Raw genomic sequence first — 23027 nt, 5'->3', positions numbered from 1 at the left:
GCCAATTGTCATGACATGACGGGAAATAGCTGATCTCGATCAGCTTTTACGGACAAGCGCCACGGGTCATGCCGATGATGAAGCGCCCGAAGCCGCATTTGCATCCGGCCGACTGGAAAGCAGGGCGGCGGAACAGCCTGCGATCCTATCCGGTCTGCAAAATCCACCGATCTACGCCCTCCAGCCCGATGGCGGTTAGCCGCCCGGACTGGAACGCGCCGGTGTCGATGCCGATGCGCCCGACCTGATCGTCCACATCGGCGCTGATGCTATGACCATGGACGATCATCTTGGGATGCATCCCCCGATGGGTCAGAAATTCCTGCCGTATCCAGCGTAGATCGGCGGAGCTTTGCGCGTCGATCGGCAAGCTGGGCCGGATGCCCGCATGGACGAACAGATAATCGCCGATCGCGATGGAATTGGGCAGGGCGTCAAGAAAATCGACATGGGCACGCGGGACGTGGCGTTCCATCCACGCGGCCAGTTCGGCGTCGCTCATCACCCCGAACAGGGCGGGGGCCAGGCCATAGCTGACCAGCGTCGCTTCTCCCCCATCCGGCGGAACAGGGGCAGGGCGCGTACATCGCCGCGCGCGGCCAGGATGAAGGCTTCCTCATGATTGCCCTTGAGACAGGCAAAGCCGCCGCCCGCCGCGGCCAGCGCCATCACCCGTTCCACCACCGCGCGGGAATCGGGACCGCGATCCATCAGATCGCCCAGCAGGATGATGCTGATCGGCTTGCGCGGCCGGACATCGTCGTCGCGCGCGATCATCGCCAGCAACTGATCGAGCAGGTCGGCCCGGCCATGTACGTCGCCGATCGCATAGACGCGGCGGTCTGCGCCGATATCGGGCATCGCCGCCGCGCCCTTCATGCCTCTGCGCCAGAAACTCATTGCGGGCAGTGTCGCATCACAGGCGGGGAGAGTCACGCCCTGCTGCCCCATATATTTGCCCGCGCGGTCGGCATAGCTGACCTCGCACGGCTCATTGCCAGACAAGAACAGGAACTGGCACGCGCCTTCATTGGCGTAGATTTTCGCGGGCAGCGGCGTAGTATTGGAAAATTCCAGCGTCACATGCCCCTCCCAACCCGGCTCCAGCGGCGTCACGTTCACGATGATACCGCAACGGGCATAGGTGGATTTGCCCAGGCAAATGACCAGCACGTCGCGCGGCACGCGGAAATATTCCACCGTGCGAGCCAGCGCGAAACTATTGGGCGGGATGATGCAGCAATCGGTCTTGCGATCGACGAAATTCTTGGGGTCGAAATCCTTCGGGTCCACGATCGTGCTGTCGACATTGGTGAAAATCTTGAACTCGTCCGCCACCCGCGCGTCATAGCCGTAGGAGGACAGGCCGTAGCTGATGCAGCCTTCGCGCCGCTGGCTTTCCACGAACGGCTCGATCATGCCGGTGCTCAGCGCCTGTTCGCGAATCCATTTGTCGGAAAGAATGGCCATGATGTGTCAGCTCTTTTTGGTGGGACCGATGCCCAGGTCCGCCGGACCGAAGGCGTGGGGGAGAAGCTCCGCAACCGTGAGGTCGAGGATGCGGTCGCCGCTGGGCGTGGCGCAGTAGATCGCGAGCGTACGGCCGCTCATCTGCTCGGCCTCGTTCATGATCTGGCGACACCGGCCGCAGGGGGTGACCAGCGCCTCTTCGCCCGCATCCATCGCCCCACCGACCACGGCAATTTCCGTTACGTCAGCGAAACGACCCTGCGTATTGGCGCTCGCTAACGCCACCGTTTCCGCGCAAAGCGACAGGCCGTAGCTGGCATTTTCGAAGTTGCAGCCGGTCACGATGCTGCCATCGGTCAGCCGCACCGCTGCGCCTACGGCAAAGCGGCTATAGGGTGCATGGGCATGGGCCATCGCCCCCCGCGCAGCCGCAATCAACTGTCCAACTCGTTGTTCGTCGCGCATCAGGGCGTCACCACATTCCATCGTACCGGGCCATCGACGCCGTCGATATGCCGCATGTCGCTGGCTGTCCACATCACCCAGGGTTTGGTCGCGTAATCGGGGGGCATGAAATTCCCGTCCAGCCATAGCGTCCGGTTGATGCCGGACCCGATATCATAGGCCTTGTCAAACTCTTCGGTGACGTTGAGCAGCACCGTCTTGCCGGCATGACCCTCCACCAGGTTCACCAGCGTGTTGAGTTCCGAGAGCAGCAGATCGCGGTTCGGCCGCGCGGTGCAGGCGGGGGAGAAGGCGAGGCGGATGACCGGGGGCAGCGCCGCATTGTCGCGCGGCACGGTGGTCATATACCGCGTCGCCTGGTCGCTGGCGAGGCGGCAGGGCGTAAATTCGATCAGCGCGCCATAGCGCATCCCCGCGCCCCGCGCCCCGCGCCAGTTGGCGGCGAAGGTCGGGTCGCGACGGTCGGCCGCATCGGCGGCACGGATATAGGCGAAGTCCGCGCCCTGCGCCGCCAGCGTGCCCCAGTCGACCGCACCGTTATCGGCGCTGATGCTGACGCCCTGCACCGGATATTGATCGCGGCTCGGCGCCCAGGCGCGGGCATAGAGCCACAGCGCCAGCGCCAGCGCCGCGACCACCGCAAGCCCCGCCGCGATGCGGACCAGCAGCCCCCCCAAAGTCACAACCCTGATCTTCCTACCCCTTGATGTGCAATACGCAGATCAGCGTGAACAGCCGCCGCGCGGTGTCGAAATCGACGTCGATCTTGCCCTCCAGCCGTTCCTTCAACATGTCCGCCGCGTCATTGTGGATGGCGCGGCGGGCCATGTCCACCGTTTCGATCTGCTGGGGCGACGCGTTGCTTATGGCCTGATAATAGCTGTCGCAAATGGCGAAATATTCGCGGATAGGCCGACGGAATCGACCCAGGCCCAGGATGATCGCCTCCAGCGGCGTGTCGTCCTCCCGGTTGATCTCGATCACCAGCCGCCCGTCCTCGACCCGTAACATCACCTTGTAGGGACCGGCATAGCCGTCGCCATGGATCCGCTGCGGCGCGAAGTGATTATCCTCCAGCAGGTCGAAAATGGCGATGCGCCGTTCCTGCTCCACGTCGGCATTGCGCCACAGGATCGTGCGCTGGTCCAGCTGGATGTCTATGATGCGCGGATCGGCCATGATGAAGCGCTTAGTCAGTGCGGCGGCACGCGCCGAAAAGCAAGCGGGACTTATCCACAGATGGTTCCGATTCCACCCTTGCGCCCAGCGCGCCGGGAGAGGAAAGAGAGGCCATGGTCGAACTGCTGAAAATCACCCCCGCCGAAACCGGTGGCACCGAATTGCCGCGCAACGTGGAAGCGGAAGCCGCGCTGCTGGGCGCGATCATGATCGACAATCGCATTGCCGAGGATGTCCAGCTCAAGATCAAGGCCGAACATTTCTTCGAGCCGCTGCACGGCCGCATCTACGACGCGATCATGCGCCTGCTGGACAAGGATATGATCGCCAATCCGGTGACGCTCAAGCCTATGCTGGACATGGACCCGGCGTTGAAGGAACTGGGCGGCGCGGCCTATCTGGCGCAGCTAACCGGCAATGGCGCGGCGCTGATCGGCGCGCGCGACTTCGCCACCCAGATTTACGATCTGGCGCTACTGCGGGAGTTGGTGAATGTCGGCCGCGAACTGGTCGAAAATGCGCTCGACACCAGCGAAGCCGTCAATCCGCGCGAGCAGATCGAAGCGGCCGAAGTCGCGCTCTACAAAGTGTCGGAAGGGGAGGGCGAGGGCGGCTCGGTCAAGAGCTTCCTTGCCGCCTCCACCGCAGCGGTGCAGGTGGCCGAACGCGCGCTCAACAGCGGCGGCCATGTGTCGGGCATCACCACCGGCATCAACAGCCTGAACGCGAAGATCGGTGGCCTGCACAATTCCGACTTGATGATCCTGGCCGGACGCCCTGGCATGGGCAAGACGTCGCTGGCGACCAACATCGCCTATAATGCGGCGTCCCGCTGGCTGCGCGACAATGCCGACGGCATCCCGGCGGAAAAGAATATGGGTGCCAAGACCGCCTTCTTCTCCCTGGAAATGTCGGCGGACCAGCTGGCGACCCGCGTCCTGGCCGAACAGTCGGGCATCTCAGGCGAAGCGCTGCGCATGGGCAAGATCAGCCGTGCGGACTTTCAGAACCTGTCCCGCGCCGCGCGCGAATTGCAGGAACTGCCCCTCTTCATCGACGATACGCCGGGCCTGACCATCGCCGCGCTGCGCACCCGCGCCCGCCGGTTGAAGCGGCGGCACGATATCGGCTTCATCGTGGTCGACTATCTCCAGCTGTTGCAGGGCACCGGGCGCGGCAATGAGAATCGCGTCAACGAAATCTCGGAAATCTCGCGTGGATTGAAGACGCTCGCAAAGGAACTGCATGTGCCGGTGCTGGCGCTGTCGCAGCTCAGCCGCGCGGTCGAACAGCGCGAAGACAAACGGCCGCAGCTATCCGATCTTCGTGAATCCGGATCGATCGAGCAGGACGCCGACATGGTCTGGTTCGTCTTCCGTGAGGATTATTATATCGCGGCGAAGGAACCGGGGGACAAGGAAAGCGCCGAACATACCGAATGGGCGCAGCAGATGGAGCAGATTTACGGTCTGGCCGAACTGATCGTCGCCAAACAGCGCCACGGTTCCACCGGCCGCATCCGCATGAAGTTCGACGCGCGCATTACCCGCTTCTCCGACATTGCGGAGGATGGCTACCAAGACCTGGAATATGAATAATACGGCAGCCGATCACCGCTGTTCCCCGGCGCAAGCCGGAGTCCAGTTCGGTGTTCGCGCCTGACCCCGAATTACCCTTTCGCCGCCTTCGCCCGCGCGGCCACCCGCGTTTCCAGCATCGACAACGGCATCGCGCCTTCCTCAAGAATCCCGTGGAATTGCTTCAGATCGAAGCGATTGCCAAGCGCCGCCTGCGCATCCTGGCGGGCCTTGCTCCAGACGCCATGTCCGACCTTGTAGCTGGTCGCCTGGCCGGGCTGCGTGCAATAGCGTTCCACCTCCCGCTGGCAGCGCGGCTGCGCGAAGCCGGTCTTCTGGACCATATAGTCGGTCGCCTGCTTCACGTCCCATTTCCGGGCGTGGATGCCGGTATCGACCACCAGCCGCGCTGCGCGGAACAGGAAGGATTGCAGATAGCCTGCCCGGTCGAGTGGCGTCGCATAGCCGCCCAGTTCGTCCGCCAACTGCTCGGCATAGAGCGCCCAACCTTCGCCATAGGCGCTCATGAACGCGGTCTTGCGCAGCATCGGGACATCGCCCGCCGTCTGCGACGTCGAAATCTGCAGATGATGGCCCGGCACGCCCTCATGATAGGTCAGCGCCGGCAGGCCATATTTGGGCCAGTCGCCGACATCCTTGAGATTAATGAAATAGATGGCAGGCCGCGACCCGTCGAGCGCGGCGCGGTTATAATAGCCGTTCGACGCGCCATCCTGAATTTCCACCGGCACCGCGCGAATTTCCAATGCGGTGTCGGGAATGGTGGCGAAGGCATTGGGCAGCTTGGCCTTCATCGCATCCAGGTCGCGGTTGAGTTGCGCCAGCAGGGCCGCGCGGCCGTCTGCGCTGTCGGCATAAAGCTGCGACGGTTCGACATTGAGCGCCGCCAGCCGTTCGCCGATCGTGCCCTTGGTGTAGCCCGCCCCTTTCAGGATCGTGTCCAGCTGTGCGCTGATGTCGGCGACCTGTTCCAGCCCCATGGCATGGATCTGGTCGGCGGACAGGTTTGTCGTGGTCGCGCTCTTGAGCGCAGCGGCGTAAATCTCGTCGCCGCGCGGCGTGCGCCACACGCCATCGCCAGCCGCCGTCTTGGGTCTGAGCGTTTCGATCGCGGCAATCTGTTCGTCCAGCGCGGGATAGATCGCCTTTTCCACGATCGCGGTTGCCTGGGTTTGCCAATCGCCCGCTATGCCCTTGGCGGCGGCGCGCTTGACCAGCGATTGCACGATCGAACTGTCGGCCGCCGGTTGCGCCCGCAGCTTCTTCATCTGCACCAATGTCAGGTCGAGCGACCAGCCGGGCGCGAGATAACCGCGCGCAGCCTCGTCCCGCTGGAGCGCGGTATCCGTGCGCAGGTTGCGGGCGAAGGCATCGAGCCGCGCGACATAAGCGTCGCAATCGGCGGTCGCATTGATCGTATGGGCGGTGTTGAGGAAGTCGGGCGTCGAAAAATAGCTGCCGCCCTGCTGGAAGATGCGATAGGGGCGCACCGCGCTGTTGAGGCCGAACGTGGCCGGGGCGACGGTCTGCTGGTCCAGCACATAGAGAATGACGTCGAGGTTGAGCCGCTGCGCGTCGGATAGCTTGGCGCTCTTATAGGCGTCCAGTTCCTTGATCGCGCCTTGGGTCGCAGCCAGCCGTTTTAGCATCGCCGATTTGCTGTTGTCGTCCAACTGGCTTTTCGCGCTGGCACGGGCGCCCTTGTCCAGGCCCAGGCTGGTGACCATGCCAGGGGACAGGTCCAGTTGCCGCTCGAAGATTGCGGCAAAGGTAGCGGACAGACGGGCGTCGTCGCTGCCTTGCGCAAAGGCGCGCGGCGCGGCGGTGGCGAGCGCGACGGCGCCGGTGGAAAACAGAAAGTCGCGGCGGTCCATGGGTTTCTCCCTCATCTCGATAAGGAAGACTTTTAAGCCGCAGAGGCGATCCGTCCAGCCTTTTGTAATAATGTTGCGCGAACGTTCCGGAGCAGGACTAAGGCTACAGATGGGCGCGTCGCAGCCACTGACTGACTGGACGCGCCATCTGGTTCAGAATACCGGCTGGTTGGCCGGGTCTTCGGGATCGATGACCGGGATTGGGGTAACCGGCGAATGGATACCACATTCCACCTTGTCCCAACCGCGCCAGCGGCCCGCACGCGGGTCTTCACCCGGCATTACCCTGGACGTGCAGGGTTCGCAGCCGATCGACAGATAGCCCTGCGCCTCCAACGGATGGCGCGGCAGATTCTGCGCGTCGAAATAGGCTTCCAGATCGGCCTTGTTCCAGTCGCCCAGCGGATTGAGCTTCAACCGGCCGTCCTCCACCTCGAACCGGGGCAGGTTCTGGCGCGTCACCGACTGGAACGCCTTGCGACCCGAAATCCACGCGTCTAGGCCATCCTTGGCGCGCTTCATCGGCTCGACCTTGCGGATTTCGCAGCAACCGTCGGGATCGTAGGACCAGCGCAGGCCCGTCTCATCCTTCTTCGCGATCACATCGGCGATCGGCGTGACCGTCCGGCTGTCGGTAAAGCCGAAGCGCGCGATCAGCGTGTCGCGATAGTTGAGCGTTTCCGCGAACATCTTGAGCGTATCGACGAAGATGACCGGCACGGTCGGATCGGCCTTCGCCACCAGATCAAGCAGCACCGCGCTTTCCGTGCCGAAGGAAGAAACGACGGCGACATTGCCGGCCAGCTTCTCTGCGAACACGGTCTTGAGCATGGTCAGCGTATCGACGCCCTCGAACCGCGCGTTGAGCGCGTCCGCATCCGCCTGGGTAAAAGCGGGGCGGGTGTCGATCAGGTCGATCTTGCGGGCAGGTTCAGCCATTGATTGTCTCCGGGTGCCGCTTCGCCCAAACCGGGTTGCGGCCGTCGATCGCCTTTTGATAGACGTCGTCGTAACGATTGAGCGCGCGGTCGACGGCGGCGTCGTCCAGCGCTTTGTCAGGATGAAAACTGTCGAAGCCGCAGCGGCGCATGGCGACGATCTGGTCGACCAGCACATCGCCCACGGCGCGCAATTCGCCCCGATAGCCCGATTCCCGCAGGATACGCGCTGCCGAATAGCCACGCCCGTCGCCATAGGCCGGGAAATTCACCTCCACCAGCGACAGGCGGTCCAGGTGGGGCAGCAATTCGCGCGCATCCTCGCCCGCCTCGATCCGCACGGCGGTGGAGTTGGACTGGCCGGTGAAGGCTTCGACGGTCACGGACGGTTCCTGCGTGGCTTCGCCATCACGGAAGGACAGAAATTCAACCATGATCCGCTTCCTCCGGGATGCGTGCGATAACCTTGATTTCGAACTGGAAACCGGCGAGCCAGGTCACGCCTACGGCCGTGACATTGGGGAACGGCCTTTCGCCCCAATTCTTTTGCAGCACCGGCCAGATGGTTTCGAAATGGCGTTCGGGGTCGATCATGAACAAGGTCACATCGACGGCATCGGCGAAACTGCTGCCCGCCGCTTCCAAAATCCCATTCAGATTATTGAAGGCGAGTTGGACCTGCCCGGCCAGATCCGGTTCAGCCGACCCGTCCTGACGGGCGCCAACCTGCCCCGACACGAACAGGAAACCTTTGGACCGGATCGCGGGCGAATAGCGATGCTCGTCATAAAGGGCGTGAGGATTGGCCGGGAAAACGGCGTCGCGCTTACCCATAGATCGCCTCCTTGAACGGCTTCATGCCCAGACGGCGATAGGTGTCGAGGAAGCGTTCGCCGCTTTCCCGCTGCGCCAGATAGAGGTCGGTGACCTTTTCGATCGCATCGACCACGCCGTCCTCCGAAAAGCCGGGACCGGTGATCTGGCCCAGCGACGTGTCCTCCGCGCCTGATCCGCCCAGCGACAGCTGGAAATTCTCCACGCCCTTCCGGTCCACGCCAAGGATGCCGATATGCCCGGCATGATGATGGCCGCAGGCGTTGATGCAGCCCGAAATCTTGAGCTTCAATTCGCCCAGTTCCGCCTGCCGCTCCGTCGCGGCGAAACGCTGCGCGATCTTCTGCGCCAGCGGGATCGAGCGCGCATTGGCGAGCGCGCAATAATCCAGGCCGGGGCAGGCGATGATGTCGGTGATGAGGTCCAGATTGGCCTCGGACAGCCCGGCCTCTTCCAGCTTCTGCCAGATGGCGTAGAGATCCGCCTTCTTCACATGCGGCAGGACCAAATTCTGCGCATGGGTGACACGCAGTTCGTCGAGCGAATATTGCTCGGCCAGGCTGGCGACAAGGTCAATCTGCTCGGCCGACGCATCGCCGGGAATGCCGGTCAGCGGCTTCAGGCTGATATTGACGATCGCATAGCCGGGTGCCTTGTGCGCCGCGACCTGCCGATCGACCCACAGGGCGAAGGCGGGATCGGCGCGGTCGATCGCTTCGGACAGGCCGGTTTCATAGGCGGGCGGCGCGAAGAAGGCGCGGATGCGGTCCAGTTCCTCGACCGGCGGGTTGAGGCCCAAGGTCCGCATATGGGCGAACTCTTCCTCGACCTGGCGCTTATATTCTTCGACGCCGATCTCATGGACCAGGATCTTGATCCGGGCCTTATACTTGTTATCGCGGCGGCCATAGCGGTTGTACACGCGCAGGCAGGCTTCGAGATAGGAGATGATCTCATCTTCGGGAACGAAGCCGTTGATCTGCGGCGCGACCATCGGGGTCCGCCCCATGCCGCCACCGGCATAGACTTCCGCGCCGATCACGCCGTCCCGCTCGACCAGCTTAAGCCCGATGTCGTGCAGCTTCATCGCGGCGCGATCGTCGTCGCTGGCGATCACGCAAATCTTGAACTTGCGCGGCAGGTAGGTGAATTCCGGGTGGAAGCTGGACCATTGGCGCAGCAGTTCGGCCCAGGGGCGGGGGTCCGCCACCTCGTCAGCCGATACGCCCGCATATTGATCCGAACTGATATTGCGGATGCAATTGCCTGACGTCTGGATGGCGTGCATCTCCACCGTCGCCAGTTCGGCGAGGATGTCGGGGGCATCGGCCAGCTTGATCCAGTTATATTGCAAATTCTGACGCGTGGTGAAATGGCCGTAGCCACGGTCATACTTCGCCGCAATCTCGCCCAGCTTGCGCATCTGCTTGCCGCTCAGCGTGCCATAGGGAATGGCGACGCGCAGCATATAGGCGTGGAGTTGCAGATAGAGGCCGTTCATCAGCCGTAGCGGCTTGAACTGGTCCTCAGTCAGCGCGCCGGTCAGGCGGCGCTGCACCTGGTCGCGAAATTCCTCGACGCGGGCGTCGACGATGGACTGGTCGTAGCTGTCATAGCGATACATGGTTCAGATCACCCAGTTGCCGGCATCGGCGTCGTTCGGTTTCAGCGTCAGGTCAGGACGCACGGTCGGCCCCAACGCACGGATGCGGTCCTTGATATGGGCCGGGCGCACGCCATCATCGGTGATGGTCGCGTCGATCACATAGGCGCCGACCACGCGCAGCGCGGCTTCCTCCGTGCGGGCCAGGTCGCCGCCATGGTCGCCCACATCGGCGCTGTCGCCGACCTGGCGCGACCAGCCGTCGCCCGCCCACCAGATGACGTCACCGCTTTCAAGATCGTTGCCGGTCAATATCTTCACGAACGCATCTCCGAAATATTCTCCCCTTTGGCGGCCCAGTCCGCCAGCACGTCCTGCGCCAGCGCATGAGCCGCCACGTCGCCGACCACGATCAGGGCCGGACTCACAACCTTCTCCCGCACCACCATGTCGCCCAAATCAGCGAGCAGGGTGCGCAATGTTCGCATGTCAGCGCGCGTGCCGTTTTCCAGCACAGCCACGGGCAGGGCGGGCGACACGCCATCGGCCATCAGCTTGTCGGCGATGTCGGTCGCGGTCGCGACGCCCATATAGATGATCAGCGTGCGGCCCTTGCCCGCCAGACCCGACCAGTCCTGATCGGTCAGACCCTTGCACTGGCCCGCGACGAAGCTGACCGCGCTGGATGCGTCCCGATGGGTCAGCGGCAATTGCGCCATCGCCGCGCTGCCGATCGCCGCGCTGATACCCGGTACGACCTCGACCGGGACGCCAGCGGCGCGGCAGGCGTCCACTTCCTCGCCACCGCGGCCGAAGATGAACGGATCGCCGCCCTTCAAGCGCACGACATTGCGGCCTTCGCGCGCCAGATCAACCAGCAGCGCGTTGATCGCGTCCTGTGGCATGGAGTGGCGGCTGCGCTGCTTGGCGACCGAAATCAGTTCAGCGCCGGGCGATGCGAACGCCAATATTGCGTCGGATACCAGCCCGTCATGCACGATCACATCGGCCGCGCCGATAAGGCGCGCCGCTTTGAGCGTCAGCAGGTCCGGGTCGCCCGGTCCCGCGCCCACCAGATGGACGATAGAAGGTGCAATGTCAGCCATGTTTGCCACATGGCGAACGCGCGCCGGGAGTTCAATTCAGAATGGGTATGGCGGGGCTTAGTAAATGTTTTGGGGGTGCGTCGCGCCGCGCCTGGCTCAATCGCCCATCACGCTAACGTCGATGTCTTTCAACCCGATGCCGATCGACGCGCGGGGCGTCTCTATTTCCGCCGATACGACCGGATAGGCGCAATAATCCGCCGCATAATAAGCGCTGGGGCGATGGTTGCCCGATACGCCGACCCCGCCGAAGGGCGCATTGCCAGACGCGCCGTTGGTCGGCCTGTTCCAGTTAACCACCCCGGCGCGGATATTGGCCCAGAATTGATTATATTGTTCGGGCGACCCGCCGATCAGCGACGCGGACAAACCATAACGCGTGTTGTTGGCCTCCGCGATGGCGTCTCCGAAAGACTCTACGCGCACGACCTGCAGCAGCGGGCCGAACAGTTCGACGTCAGGGCGCTCCGTCATCGCGGTCACGTCGATGATGGCGGGGGTCAGGAAAGGCAGCCCCTTATGCGGCCGCACCATATGCTTGATCGGCTTGCCGCCGTTGCTCATCAGATAGAGGAAACTTTCGGTCAACCCGTCCGCAGTCTGATTGTCGATCACCGGTCCCATATAGGGGGTTGGGTTGGCATGGGGATGATCGACGATCAGCCGGTCGGCCAGCTTCTTGATCTCCGCGATCAGCCGGTCGGCAATGCTGTCCCGCACGATCAGGCGGCGGGCGGCGGTGCAGCGCTGGCCGCTGCTCAGGAATGCCGACTGGACCACCAATGTCGCGGCCGCGTTGATCTCCGGCGTGTCCCACACGATGATCGGGTTGTTGCCGCCCATTTCCAGCGCCAGGATTTTCGATGGCTGGGCTGCGAATTGCCGGTTGATCGCGATGCCGGCCTGCGCCGATCCGGTAAAGAGGATGCCGCCGACATCGGGATGCGCGGCCAGCGCCTTGCCCGCATCGGGGCCGCCCAACAGCAGGCGCACGGCATCCACCGGTACGCCTGCTTCATGATAGAGATTGACCAGCATCTCGCCCACAGCCGGCGTCTTTTCCGACGGCTTGAACACCACGGCATTACCCGCCAGCAGCGCCGGGATGATATGGCCGTTGGGCAAGTGCGCAGGGAAATTATAGGGACCAAGCACCGCCATGACGCCATGGGGCTTGTGCCGTACCGACTGGCGCGCGCCTAGCGCCGCTTCCAGCCGCTTTTGCCCGGTGCGTTCGGAATAGGCGGCGATGCTGACGTCGATCTTCGCCATCACCGCGGAAACTTCCGCGCGCGCGTCCCACAGCGGCTTGCCGGTTTCGCGGGCAATCAGGTCGGCCAGCGCATCTTCCTGCCGCCGCACGACATTGACGAAGCGGCGCAAGGTTTCGATGCGATAGGCGATGGGCTGCGCCGCCCATTTGGGCCAGGCTGCGGCGGCGCGGGCGACCTCCCTGTCGACATCTCCCGTTTCACCCTGCCAAAGCAGGGCGCCGGTGGCGGGTTCATGGGATGTTAGCGGCGCGACCATTTGGCGTCATGCTATGGCCGAAAAAGGTTAAGGAAAATAGGCGTTAACCCAACGGCCGATTATCGGGGCGGCGGCAGGTCGTCCGCCATCAGCCACATTTCGGCGGGCAAGCGCGAACTGAAGACCGCCATGTCGAAATCGATCAGCATGTCGCGCACCACTTGCTTGACCGCGGCATTGGCCGTCAGGATCACCACCCGGTCACCGGGGTGATAGGTCTGGCGAAATTGCGACAAGATATGCGCGGCAGTGCCGACATCCTGTTCGCCTGCGGCCGTCACATCGGACAGCACCCTGACAGGGTCGCCGTTGCGGCGCTTTTGCACGAGAATTTCGCGCAATGCCTGAAAATGCGCGTCCAGTTCCGCCCGACTCCACCGACCCGATGACCGGACGGTGATGATGCCGTCGGGGTCGCTCAAATCACGCTCGATCATGTTTCTACCTTAGTTGGCCCAAGGTTAAAAACCTTAACCTGTGATAATTTCAGCGCAGTTAATCATCGTCGAAGCCTGGTATATATGCGCCCAGCGCGTCCCCCAAGCGGCGGATCGCGGCGACCTTGTCATAGAGGGGTGACCAGTCATCCTGCGTATCGATGGATTGCCAGATGGCTTCGACCTCTTCGATGAGCATGGAATAGGGGGCGTCGTCCGCCCAATAGGGGTGCTGGCGTGCATCCGGCACTGCGGCAACCCCACTGACCGCCTGGCGGAATGGCGTCCAGGAGTCGTCGGTATAGGCGGCGGCGTCGCGCGCCACGCCGCCGCGCCAGTCATGGAAAAAGCGATCGATCGGCGTGCTGCTGGCCACCATTCCACGCACGGCGGCTTCCACCAGGGCGCTCGCATTCGCGTCGGGCATAACGCCAAGACGCCAGCAGAAACGCTGCGCCAGTGCTTCGCCGTAAAGCGCCGGGAAGCGCTCAAGCTGCGCGATCAGCGGTGCAGCTTCGGACAAAGGCCGAAGCGATACGGCCAGTTGGGCGACGTCCCAGTGGATCGCTTCTGCCTGTCGCCCAAAGGCGTACAAACCCTGATGGTCGAAATAAGCGGCGGTGAACGCCGCGTCCCACAAGGGCGTGAAGCGCCAGGGACCATAGTCGAAGCTCTCGCCGGTCACATTGATGTTGTCGCTGTTGAGCACGCCATGGACGAAGCCTGCGACCATATAGCTGGCGGCGAGGTCGGCGGTGCGCTCCACCACCCGGCCCAGCAACTCGGCCGCCGGATTGTCGCCCGGCGTTTCACCATAAAGCTGTATCAGCGCATAGTCGGTCAGCTTGCCCAGCAGCGCCTTGTCATCCAAATAAGCCGCGCGCTGGAACGAGCCGATACGGATATGCGAATGGCTCAGGCGCACCATCGCCGCCCCGCGCGTGGGGGATGGCTCGTCATTGCGCTCCAGCGCCTCGCCCGTTTCGATGATGGAAAAGGTCTTGGACGTGATGACGCCCAGCGCTTCCAGCATCTCGGTCGCCAATATTTCGCGCACGCCGCCTTTCAGCGTCAGCCGTCCGTCGCCGAAGCGGCTATAGGGCGTCTGGCCCGATCCCTTGGTGCCCAGGTCGAGGAGGCGGCTCGCACTGTCGCGCAACTGTGCAAACAGGAATCCGCGCCCGTCGCCGATGTCGGGATTATAATGGCGGAACTGATGACCATGATAGCGCAGCGCCAGCGGTTGGGGCAGGCTGCCCTCCAGCGGCGCGAACCGGCCGAAATGGGCGATCCATTGCTCGTCACTCAAGCCCTCAAGCCCCACCGAAGCAGCGGCGCGGTCATTGCGATAGCGCAGGATCGTCTGCGGAAAGTCCGCCGCGACGACAGGATCGCCGATGTCGGGCATCAACCTGTCGATTTCGGTGGCGGGACGATAATTGGCGGCTTGCGGCGTCTGGTTCATATGGCGATATGGGGGTGCTTCACCCAAAGGATCAAGCGTGGTCGGTTATAGCGACGGATATTGGTGGTCACCTGATGGGCTGCGGCTTCATTATCGGGACTATGCGGGCGGCGCGGACGGGCGTCCGCCTTTGCTCTGCCTGCCGGGGTTGACCCGCAATGCCCGCGATTTCGAGCCGCTTGCCGACAGGCTGGCGGGCGAATGGCGGCTGATCTGCCCGGACATGCGCGGGCGCGCCGAAAGCGCCTATGCCAAGGACGCGATGACCTATGTCCCGCTGACTTATTTGCAGGATATCAGTCGCTTGCTGGCCGATCTTGCCATCACCCGTTTCGTGGCGGTCGGCACATCGCTGGGCGGCATCATCACGATGTTGATCGCCGCGACCCACCGGGAATGGCTGGCGGGCGCGGTGCTGAACGATGTCGGCCCGACGCTGGACGAAGCCGGGCTGGCGCGTATTCGCGCCTATGTCGGCGTCGGCCAGTCGCACCCCACCTGGGTCCACGCCGCCCGCGCCTTGGCGGAGGCCAATGCGGATGTCTATCCCGGCTATGATCTGGAACAATGGCTGGCGATGGCGAAGCGTCTCTATCGCCTCAACAGCGGCGGGCGCGTGGTGCTCGACTATGACATGAAGATCGCCGATCCGATCCGCGCCACCGGCAGCGAGGCGGGCGTCGATATGTGGCCGGTGATGCAGGCGTTTCAGGGCATTCCGACCTTGCTGCTGCGCGGCGAACGATCCGACCTGCTATCCGCCGCGACCGCGCAGCGCATGGTGGAGGCGATCGGAACCAGCGCCCTATGCGCCACCATCCCCGATGTCGGCCATGCGCCTGCTCTGGACGAGCCGGAGAGCGTCGTCGCGATCGATCAATTGCTCGCGCGCGTGCTGCATGGCTGATCGGCCGCATATCCTGCACGTCCATGGCAGTTTCACGCTGGGCGGCAAGGAAGCGCGGGCTGTGCGTCTGATGAACATCTGGGGCGACAAGGCGCGCCATAGCATCGTCAGCGCCGATCCGCAGGCCATAGGCGCGCGCGACGCGATCGATCCGGGTGTCGCTGTCGATTTCCCCGACGGGCCATCTTTCGCGGGCAAGCCGGGTCTCGCCCGCTACAAAGTCATCACCGCTTTCCTCAAGCAGTTCGATCTGGTGCTGACCTATAATTGGGGATCGATGGACGCAGTCATGGCGCACCGGCTGGCGGGTGCGGCGGCGGGACTGCCGCCGCTCATCCATCATGAAGACGGCTTCAACGCCGATGAGACCAATGGGCTGAAGACCAAGCGCAATCTGTTCCGCCGCGTGGCCCTGCAACGCGCCCACGCCATGGTCGTGCCATCGGTGCGGTTGGAGGGAATCGCGCGTAACGTGTGGAAGCAACCGGCGGACAAAGTGCGGTTGATCCGCAACGGTATCGACGTGGCGCGCTATGCCATGCCGCCCGCGCCCGATGCGATACCCGGCCTGGTCCGATCGCCGGGCAAGTTGCTGGTTGGTACGCTGGCGGGCCTGCGCGCAGTCAAGAATATCCCGCGCCTCGTCCGCGCGGTCGCTGCGCACAAGGATCGCCTGCAACTGGTTGTAGTGGGCGAGGGGCCGGAACGCGACGCGATCCTGGCCGAAGCCGCCGCGCAGGGGCTGGACGATATCCATATGGCCGGTTTCATGGACCGCCCCTGGCGCTTCGTCGGCCTGTTCGACATCTTCGTCCTGTCGTCCGACAGCGAGCAATTTCCGATCTCGCTGGTGGAGGCAATGGCGGCGGGGGTGCCAGCCGCGTCCATGAATGTAGGCGATGTCGCCAATATGGTCGCGCCGGAGAACCGGGGCTTCGTGGTCGGGAATGAGCAAGGATTGGCCGACGCCCTTGGCGCCCTCGCCGCCGACGCCGATCTCCGCGCGCGCCTGGGCGCCGCCAATCGCCAGCGCGCGGCCCGCGATTATGCCGAAGACGACATGGTCGACGCCTATGCGTCATTATATGGGGAGGCTCTGGCAAGTCCCATGATTTTGCGCTAGGGGCCGCCGCATTCGTCACAGGCAGCAAAAGCTGCTATAGGGTCGCTATTTACCCGGTCGAGGGACCGGGCCGTTTTCGCGGGAGATGTCGTTGTTCAAGGGGTTGAAGCCCATCGTCTATGGTGGCCGTGAAGTCTGGCCGCTGGTCGAAGGCGGCAAGGGCGTTGCTGTGTCCAACCACGCCAGTTCGGGCGCCTGGGCGGCGGCCGGCGGCATCGGCACGGTGTCGGCGGTCAATGCCGACAGCTATGACAGTTTCGGCAACGTCATCCCTCAGATTTACCATGGCCGCACCCGGCGCGATCGCCATGAGGAACTGGTCGCCTACGCCATCGACGGCGCGGTCGAACAGGTGAAGCGCGCCTATGAGATCGCCGGTGGCAAGGGCGCGATCAACATCAACGTGCTGTGGGAAATGGGCGGCGCCCAGCGCATTCTGCACGGCGTCCTGGAAAAGACGCGCGGCATGGTGGCAGGCGTCACCTGCGGCGCGGGCATGCCCTATAAGCTGTCGGAAATCGCCGCCTCCTACAATGTCAGCTACCTGCCCATCGTATCCTCCGGCCGCGCCTTCCGCGCGCTGTGGAAGCGCGCCTATTCCAAGGCGTCTGAATGGCTGGCGGCGGTCGTCTATGAAGACCCCTGGCTGGCGGGCGGGCATAACGGCCTGTCCAACGCCGAAGACCCCAAAGTGCCCCAAGACCCCTATCCGCGCGTGAAAGCGCTGCGCGAAACGATGCGTGAAGGCGGCATTTCGGACGATGTGCCGATCATCATGGCGGGCGGCGTCTGGGCGCTCAAGGACTGGAACGACTGGATCGACAATCCCGAACTGGGCAGCATCGCCTTCCAGTTCGGCACCCGACCACTGCTGACGCAGGAAAGCCCGATCCCGCAGGAGTGGAAGGATCGGCTGACCCAGCTCAATCCCGGCGACGTTCTGCTGCATAAATTCTCGCCCACCGGCTTCTACAGTTCGGCGGTGCGCAATCCCTTTCTGCGTCAATTGGAAGCGCGGTCGGAACGGCAGATTCCCTTCAGCACCGAACAGGCGGGCGACCATACGCACCAGCTGGACGTGGGCGTGAAGGGCAAGAATTTCTGGGTCACGTTGGGCGACCTCAATCGCGCGCGCGAATGGGTGGGGCAGGGCTTCACCGCCGCGCTCAAGACGCCGGACAACACGCTGGTGTTCGTGGGCGAAGAGGAAAAGAACGTAATCCGCAAGGATCAGACGGACTGCATGGGCTGCCTTAGCCAATGTTCCTTCTCGTCCTGGATGGATAGCGAAACCAACTCGACCGGTCGCCTGGCCGATCCGCGCAGCTTCTGCATCCAGAAGGCGTTGCAGGAGGCGGTGCATGGCGGCGACCTGGATCAGAACCTGATCTTCGCGGGCCACGGCGCCTATAAATTCAAGCAGGATCCCTTCTACTCCAACGGCTTCGTCCCGACGGTGAAGCAGCTGGTCGATCGCATCCTGACGGGCGATTGATGGTGACCGATATTCCCGGGCTGGCCGTGCTGCGTTACGATACGCCGCATTTCGATATCGTGCGGTCGGGGCAGTTCGTGCTGTGCGCCGTGTCGGGTGCGCGAATCGATCTGGAGGATCTGAAATATTGGAGCGCGGAATTTCAGGAGGCCTATCGCGGGCCGCAGGAGGCGACTCGATCCTTCCTGGAGCATCGCGGAAGCGATTTTCGATAGGTTAATGGTCGGAAACGTCCTTTAAACCTGAGTAGCGACATCGATTTTACGTTCAAGAGACACTGAACGTCGGTTCAGCGCCGATAATGCGCTATTCGTCGCAACTTTGCTATTCCGATACGGTAAAAACTGATGTAATCTTTCCACGGAAGCGACGGAGATCGCTCAACATGTGGAAGGATGTTTTTCTGATGTCTCGTATCGACGTCTTTGGTGATCGTATTTGCATCGTATCGAGCCTGCTGATCGTGGGCTGGTTCCTGTACAGCACGATTTTCTGATCCGACCGCTGGGTCTGTCCTGACGACAGGGCCGGGTTGTGGTCCATGTCCATTCCACATCGATCGTTCTGATGGTGCGCTGACGCAAATCGTCGGTGTTTGATGTCTTGTCCTTGGAAAACAGCATGTTCAGCCACATCATGGTGGGCGCCAACGATCTGGCGGCGTCCAAGGCCTTTTATGATGCGATATTCGGCGCGGTCGCTGGCAAGCCGGGCTTCTTCGACGATATGGGCCGCATCATTTATATGCATGATGGCGCGCTGTTCATCGTGACCAAGCCGATCGATGGCGCATCGGCCTGCCACGCCAATGGTGGCACCATCGGTTTTGCCATGGCGTCGCCCGAGCAGGCGGATGCCTGGCATGAGGCTGGCGTCGCGTCCGGCGGCACGCCGTGCGAAGACCCGCCGGGGGTTCGCGAAGGCGGGTTCGGCAAACTCTACCTTGCCTATCTGCGTGATCCTGCAGGCAATAAGCTATGCGGATTGCACCGGATCGGTTGATCCACGCAGGGCTGGCTCAATGCATCTTTTCGCCAGGGTGTTGCAAAGCAAAAGACATGCGCGTCTGACACACGATTAAACGCAGCGTGCGCCCGCCCCAAGCAAAGCTATTTCGACTTTTTCAACCAGATCGCTAGATAGAGTCGCGAGCATCATGCTCCGCGGCTTTTGAAGGATGTCAGCTTGCTCCGCGTCACCAACGGCTAAAGCGCACGGTGCCGAAGCGACCACGCCAGGTTTCGTGTTCCCTTGTTCGAGGAGAAGACGATGACCCGCATAATCACCCGTCCCCGCTCGCCACGCCCAGTTCGGGCGGACGACCACATCTACGTCCCACATAGCAGCTGGAACCGTAGCGATCGCAAGGCGGTGACCGGCGGCGCCATCGCGCCCGACGATTTCTGGGCGCGGCTGGGGCTGTAATCCCGATCGTTCAGGGCTGGGGTTTGCGTCGAAGATACAATGCTCCAGCCGTGATCGCCTTTAATCGTTCAGCCCCGTCACCGGCACGGCGGCCACGCTTTGCGCTTCGAAACTGGCGATGGGATAGGCGCAATAATCGGCGGCGTAATAGGCGCTGGGCCGATGATTGCCCGACGCGCCCAGGCCGCCAAAGGGCATGTTGCCCGCCGCGCCGGTGGTCGGGCGGTTGCGGTTGACGACGCCGGCGCGACTTTCCTCCACCACCCGGTTCCATAGCGCATCGTCTTGCGAGATCAGCCCGGCGGACAGGCCGAAGCTAGTAGCGTTGGCGGCGGCGATCGCAGAGTCGAAATCCGGCACGCGCACGATCGTCAGCACTGGCGCAAAGATCTCCGCGTCCGGGGCATCCACGCCGGTCAGGTCGAGCAAAGCCGGGGTGACGAAGGCGGCGCTGCGGCCCGGCACCCCGTCAAAGGCGCGTATGACCCGCGCGCCGCGTGCGATCAGGTCGCCGACGGCGCGATTCGCCGCGGCGGCGGCCTGGTCCGACACCAGCGGTCCCATGAAGGCATCGCCCGGTTCGTTCCAGGCGGCGATCGGCAAGCGGGCAGCGAGCGCGGCGGTTGCCTCCACGATGGCGTCGCCCACCCTGCCTTCGGGCACGATCAGGCGGCGGGCGCAGGAACAGCGCTGACCAGTGGTGATGAAGGCGGAATTGACGATGATCGACGCGGTAGCTTCGGGCGAGTCCCAGGCGATCAGCGGATTGTTGCCGCCCAATTCCAGCGCCATGATGACATGGGGCCGATCGACCAGCGCCCGCCGCAAGGCTGCGCCAGCGCCCGCCGATCCAGTGAAGAGCAGCCCGTCTATGTCGCCAGCGACCAGTGCCTCTCCGGTCGCGCGGCCACCCTGCACGATGGTCAGCAATCCATCGGGCAGGCCTGCCGCAGCCCAGGCGTCGGCCATGGCGGCGCCGGTGGCGGGGGTGATCTCCGACGGTTTGAACACAACGGCATTGCCCGCGATCAGGGCGGGAACGATATGGCCGTTGGGCAGATGGCCGGGGAAATTATAGGGGCCAAGCACCGCCATCACGCCATGGCCGCGATGACGCAGCACTGCGCGGCCAAAGGGCATGTCGGCGGTGCGCTCGCCGGTGCGTTCGGCATGGGCCTTGATCGACACATCGACCTTGGCAATCATCGATCCGATTTCGGCGTCGCTTTCCCACAGCAATTTGCCCGTTTCGCGCGATATGAGTTGCGCTAGCGCGGCACGGCGTTCCCCCAGCACCTGGGCGTAGCGGCGGGCAATGGCGATGCGGTCGTCCACCGGCAGCGCGCGCCAGCCGGGCAGGGCGGCGCGGGCTGTGGCGACGGCGCGATGGCAATCGTCGGCGCTGGCGACCGGGCCTTCCCACACCAACTCGCGGGATGCCGGGTCAAAGGATTGTAGCATCGCGCTCATCGTGCCGTGCCTTCCTGCGCGCTGGTCATGGCGAAGATCCCGGTTGCATTGCCGGTGTCGAACGCCAGGTCGAGCCGTCCCGTTTCCGGGTCGATGTCGCGGCTGATGAACTCATAAAAGGAGCCGGGCACCTGCCGCCATTCGCCATCGGCAAAGGGCCGCGCCACGCTGTCGGCGCGGAAGGCAGTCTGGCGCACCCGGCCGGTGGCGGAGATTTCGAGCTTGGCTTTCATCGGGCGGTCCTCTCCTTTCAGCCGATCGGCGAGTGCGGCGACGTCCGCCACCCGGTCGGTCGCATGGTTGAAGCCATTGCCCTCCGTCGCGATCCAGGCCGCTTCGTTGGAACGGGACAGAAGCAATTGATAATCGGCGAAACTGGGCGGTTCATGCTGTCGGTCGAAGGCGGAGAGGATCACCGGCAAGGCAGCGACTGCGTCAGCGAGTTGGACAGTTGTACGCGCTTCATAACGGGCCAGGACGGACCGAGCATGATCGTCCAGCGGGTCGCGCGAACTGCCGAAAACCCGCGTTGCCGCTTCGCCGAATGCGGCATCGAACCGGTCGACATGGAGTTCGGACAGGAAGAATTGCGGGATCGATTCAGGGTGGTCGACATGGCGATAGGCGCGGCCGGTCATTTTGAGGCGATCGAGCGGATAGACCGCCGCCATTGCGTAGCCCAGTGGCAGGAAGATACGGGTGAATGCGTCTTCGCCGCCCGGCAGCGCGCCGGTCGGGCCGTCGGGGAAGCGGATCGAGCGGAGGGCGCCATGGTCGAACACGACCTTCCCACCACGCGTCAGCGTGTCGGCGACATAGGCGTTGCCGCTGGGCACCCGGCGCAGCAGGTCTTCGAACAGCAGGACGTTGAGCGCCATGGCGAAGGCGGCGCGGGACACAGTGTCGCCACGCTCGGCGAGCAGGGCCGGATCGATCGCCAGCATGGCGAGCGTTCGTCTTCCGGCCTCCTCGCCCAGCGTCGCGACGATCAGCGCTTCTACGGTTCCCATATTCGCATTCGACATGATATGCTCCAGATGACACCACCCTTATCGCAGGATAAGTGTCAGTTTCAAAATGGCGACCTATCATCTGTAGATGCGAGTTTGGAATGAACGGCTCCCGCAAATATCTGCCGCCGATGAGTGCGCTGACAGCGTTCGAGGCGGCCGCGCGGCATGGCGGCTTTTCCCGTGCAGGCGAGGAGATCGGCCTGACGCAGAGTGCAGTCAGCCGACAGATCGCCCAGTTGGAGGCGATGCTGCAAACGCCCCTGTTCGACCGGATCGGTCGGCGGGTGCGCCTGAACGAAGCCGGGCGAGCCTATGCCGAAGAGCTGTTACCAGCGCTGGACGCGATCCGTCGGGCGACGGCGCGGGCTTCGGCACGGCCATCGCCCACCGCGCTGCGGATCGCGACGCTGCCCAGCTTCGGCATGCGATGGCTGGCGCCGCGCCTGCCGCAATTGACCGCGCGCTATCCCGATCTGGTGATCGACTTCGCTGCCCGGTCGCAGCCCTTCGACTTCGGGCATGAAGCCTTCGATGCAGCTGTCCATTTCGGTGTCGCGGACGACTGGCCGGGCGTGACGATGGACTTCCTATTTCGGGAGGAGGCGGTGCCGGTCTGCGCGCCCGCCTGGCTGGCGGCGCATCCGCTGCGCGAACCGGCCGACCTGTTGCACGCGCCGCTGCTCGCGCAGATTTCGCGGCGAGACGCCTGGGCGCGCTGGCTGACGGCGGCGGGGGTGGATGTTGCAACGCTGGCGCAGGGAGCGGCCTATGAGCATTTCCTGATGCTGGCGCAGGCCTGCGCCGCCGGGGTAGGCGTGGCGTTGATCCCCAGCTTCCTGATCCAGCCGGAACTGGAGGCGGGGACGCTGGTCGTCCCCTTCGCCCGGCCGCTGTCGACCGACCAGGCCTATTATCTGGTCTATCCGCCCGGGGCGCCCGACAGGGGGCCGTTGGCGCATTTTCGCGAATGGATGCTGGCGCAGGCGCGGGATTAAGCGCGTCGAGCGCCAGCTTCTATGATGGCCGTTCGCCCTGAGCCTGTCGAAGGGCTTCCCTGTCTGTCCAAGCCGTAAGACCAAGTAAAGGGCTTCGACA

At 63.6% G+C, this 23027-nt stretch carries 23 protein-coding genes and 2 pseudogenes; 8 read left to right on the top strand and 17 right to left on the bottom strand.

Annotation, left to right across the window (positions count from 1 at the left end; genetic code table 11):
* Positions 1 to 145 precede the first annotated feature (145 nt).
* The 5 genes and pseudogenes from U5A89_RS13305 to U5A89_RS13285 all read right to left on the bottom strand — a co-directional run bounded on the left by U5A89_RS13305 (position 146) and on the right by U5A89_RS13285 (position 3114).
* Positions 146 to 900 (bottom strand): annotated as a pseudogene (locus U5A89_RS13305) (metallophosphoesterase).
* 24 nt (positions 901 to 924) lie between these two features.
* A pseudogene (dcd, locus tag U5A89_RS13300) lies at positions 925 to 1470 on the bottom strand (dCTP deaminase); the annotation flags it as partial.
* A gap of 6 nt (positions 1471 to 1476) precedes the next feature.
* Entirely contained in the window at positions 1477 to 1935 is a 459-nt protein-coding gene (locus U5A89_RS13295) for a cytidine deaminase (protein WP_338161561.1), read from the bottom strand.
* Positions 1935 to 2603, bottom strand: coding sequence for a GH25 family lysozyme (locus tag U5A89_RS13290; RefSeq protein ID WP_338163053.1), 669 nt, complete (start codon positions 2601 to 2603; stop codon positions 1935 to 1937). The genes U5A89_RS13295 and U5A89_RS13290 overlap by 1 nt, the downstream gene beginning before the upstream one ends.
* 28 nt (positions 2604 to 2631) lie before the next feature.
* Positions 2632 to 3114: a UPF0262 family protein gene (locus U5A89_RS13285; protein ID WP_338161560.1), complete on the bottom strand. Its 483-nt coding sequence runs from the start codon at positions 3112 to 3114 to the stop codon at positions 2632 to 2634.
* A gap of 113 nt (positions 3115 to 3227) precedes the next feature.
* Here U5A89_RS13285 and U5A89_RS13280 point away from each other — a divergent pair, with 113 nt between their 5' ends.
* Positions 3228 to 4712 carry a replicative DNA helicase gene (locus tag U5A89_RS13280; RefSeq protein ID WP_338161559.1) on the top strand — a complete coding sequence of 495 codons (1485 nt, stop codon included), beginning with the start codon at positions 3228 to 3230 and terminating at the stop codon, positions 4710 to 4712.
* A gap of 71 nt (positions 4713 to 4783) precedes the next feature.
* On the opposite strand, the gene U5A89_RS13275 is transcribed toward U5A89_RS13280, so the two are convergent.
* From U5A89_RS13275 to U5A89_RS13230, 10 genes are all read right to left on the bottom strand, one after another.
* Positions 4784 to 6586 (bottom strand): DUF885 domain-containing protein, encoded by a 1803-nt coding sequence (locus U5A89_RS13275; protein WP_338161558.1) that lies wholly within the window; start codon positions 6584 to 6586, stop codon positions 4784 to 4786.
* A 153-nt stretch (positions 6587 to 6739) separates the two neighbouring features.
* Positions 6740 to 7525: a phosphoadenylyl-sulfate reductase gene (locus U5A89_RS13270; protein ID WP_338161557.1), complete on the bottom strand. Its 786-nt coding sequence runs from the start codon at positions 7523 to 7525 to the stop codon at positions 6740 to 6742.
* A complete protein-coding gene (locus U5A89_RS13265) occupies positions 7518 to 7958 on the bottom strand; it encodes a DUF934 domain-containing protein (protein ID WP_338161556.1) in 441 nt (146 codons plus the stop codon). Before U5A89_RS13265 ends, U5A89_RS13270 begins: the two co-directional genes overlap by 8 nt.
* Positions 7951 to 8358, bottom strand: coding sequence for a RidA family protein (locus U5A89_RS13260; RefSeq protein ID WP_338161555.1), 408 nt, complete (start codon positions 8356 to 8358; stop codon positions 7951 to 7953). Before U5A89_RS13260 ends, U5A89_RS13265 begins: the two co-directional genes overlap by 8 nt.
* Complete coding sequence (locus U5A89_RS13255) at positions 8351 to 9982, bottom strand: nitrite/sulfite reductase (protein WP_338161554.1); 1632 nt, start codon at positions 9980 to 9982, stop codon at positions 8351 to 8353. The genes U5A89_RS13260 and U5A89_RS13255 overlap by 8 nt, the downstream gene beginning before the upstream one ends.
* 3 nt (positions 9983 to 9985) lie before the next feature.
* The gene (locus U5A89_RS13250; RefSeq protein ID WP_338161553.1) at positions 9986 to 10282 is read right to left on the bottom strand and encodes a DUF2849 domain-containing protein; all 297 of its coding nucleotides are present in this window, start codon (positions 10280 to 10282) and stop codon (positions 9986 to 9988) included.
* Positions 10279 to 11067 (bottom strand): uroporphyrinogen-III C-methyltransferase, encoded by a 789-nt coding sequence (gene cobA, locus U5A89_RS13245; protein WP_338161552.1) that lies wholly within the window; start codon positions 11065 to 11067, stop codon positions 10279 to 10281. Before cobA ends, U5A89_RS13250 begins: the two co-directional genes overlap by 4 nt.
* A gap of 96 nt (positions 11068 to 11163) precedes the next feature.
* Positions 11164 to 12597: a succinylglutamate-semialdehyde dehydrogenase gene (gene astD / locus U5A89_RS13240; protein WP_338161551.1), complete on the bottom strand. Its 1434-nt coding sequence runs from the start codon at positions 12595 to 12597 to the stop codon at positions 11164 to 11166.
* Positions 12598 to 12656: 59 nt separating this feature from the next.
* Positions 12657 to 13034, bottom strand: a complete 378-nt coding sequence (locus U5A89_RS13235; protein ID WP_338161550.1) for a hypothetical protein — start codon at positions 13032 to 13034, stop codon at positions 12657 to 12659.
* Between the two features lie 58 nt (positions 13035 to 13092).
* Positions 13093 to 14499 (bottom strand): protein adenylyltransferase SelO family protein, encoded by a 1407-nt coding sequence (locus tag U5A89_RS13230; RefSeq protein ID WP_338161549.1) that lies wholly within the window; start codon positions 14497 to 14499, stop codon positions 13093 to 13095.
* Positions 14500 to 14536: 37 nt separating this feature from the next.
* On the opposite strand from U5A89_RS13230, the gene U5A89_RS13225 reads away from it, so the two are divergent.
* The 6 genes from U5A89_RS13225 to U5A89_RS13200 all read left to right on the top strand — a co-directional run bounded on the left by U5A89_RS13225 (position 14537) and on the right by U5A89_RS13200 (position 19449).
* Positions 14537 to 15406, top strand: coding sequence for an alpha/beta fold hydrolase (locus U5A89_RS13225; protein ID WP_338161548.1), 870 nt, complete (start codon positions 14537 to 14539; stop codon positions 15404 to 15406).
* Entirely contained in the window at positions 15399 to 16529 is a 1131-nt protein-coding gene (locus U5A89_RS13220; protein ID WP_338161547.1) for a glycosyltransferase, read from the top strand. Before U5A89_RS13225 ends, U5A89_RS13220 begins: the two co-directional genes overlap by 8 nt.
* 91 nt (positions 16530 to 16620) lie before the next feature.
* Positions 16621 to 18024, top strand: a complete 1404-nt coding sequence (locus U5A89_RS13215; protein ID WP_338163052.1) for an NAD(P)H-dependent flavin oxidoreductase — start codon at positions 16621 to 16623, stop codon at positions 18022 to 18024.
* Positions 18024 to 18239, top strand: coding sequence for a DUF2093 domain-containing protein (locus tag U5A89_RS13210; RefSeq protein WP_338161546.1), 216 nt, complete (start codon positions 18024 to 18026; stop codon positions 18237 to 18239). Before U5A89_RS13215 ends, U5A89_RS13210 begins: the two co-directional genes overlap by 1 nt.
* Positions 18240 to 18645: 406 nt before the next feature.
* Positions 18646 to 19026, top strand: coding sequence for a VOC family protein (locus tag U5A89_RS13205; protein ID WP_338161545.1), 381 nt, complete (start codon positions 18646 to 18648; stop codon positions 19024 to 19026).
* Between the two features lie 267 nt (positions 19027 to 19293).
* The gene (locus U5A89_RS13200) at positions 19294 to 19449 is read left to right on the top strand and encodes a hypothetical protein (protein ID WP_338161544.1); all 156 of its coding nucleotides are present in this window, start codon (positions 19294 to 19296) and stop codon (positions 19447 to 19449) included.
* Between the two features lie 60 nt (positions 19450 to 19509).
* Here the strand turns inward: U5A89_RS13200 and astD (U5A89_RS13195) are convergent, their stop codons facing one another.
* Positions 19510 to 20919, bottom strand: a complete 1410-nt coding sequence (gene astD, locus U5A89_RS13195) for a succinylglutamate-semialdehyde dehydrogenase (RefSeq protein WP_338161543.1) — start codon at positions 20917 to 20919, stop codon at positions 19510 to 19512.
* Positions 20916 to 21944, bottom strand: coding sequence for a DUF1338 domain-containing protein (locus tag U5A89_RS13190; protein ID WP_338161542.1), 1029 nt, complete (start codon positions 21942 to 21944; stop codon positions 20916 to 20918). Before U5A89_RS13190 ends, astD (U5A89_RS13195) begins: the two co-directional genes overlap by 4 nt.
* Positions 21945 to 22030: 86 nt before the next feature.
* Here U5A89_RS13190 and gcvA point away from each other — a divergent pair, with 86 nt between their 5' ends.
* Positions 22031 to 22927, top strand: coding sequence for a transcriptional regulator GcvA (gcvA, locus tag U5A89_RS13185; RefSeq protein WP_338161541.1), 897 nt, complete (start codon positions 22031 to 22033; stop codon positions 22925 to 22927).
* The last annotated feature ends 100 nt before the right edge of the window (positions 22928 to 23027 follow it).

Source organism: Sphingobium sp. HWE2-09, from assembly GCF_035989265.1.
Taxonomy (GTDB): Bacteria; Pseudomonadota; Alphaproteobacteria; order Sphingomonadales; family Sphingomonadaceae; genus Sphingobium.
This window is presented reverse-complemented; position numbering and strand designations above follow the sequence as displayed.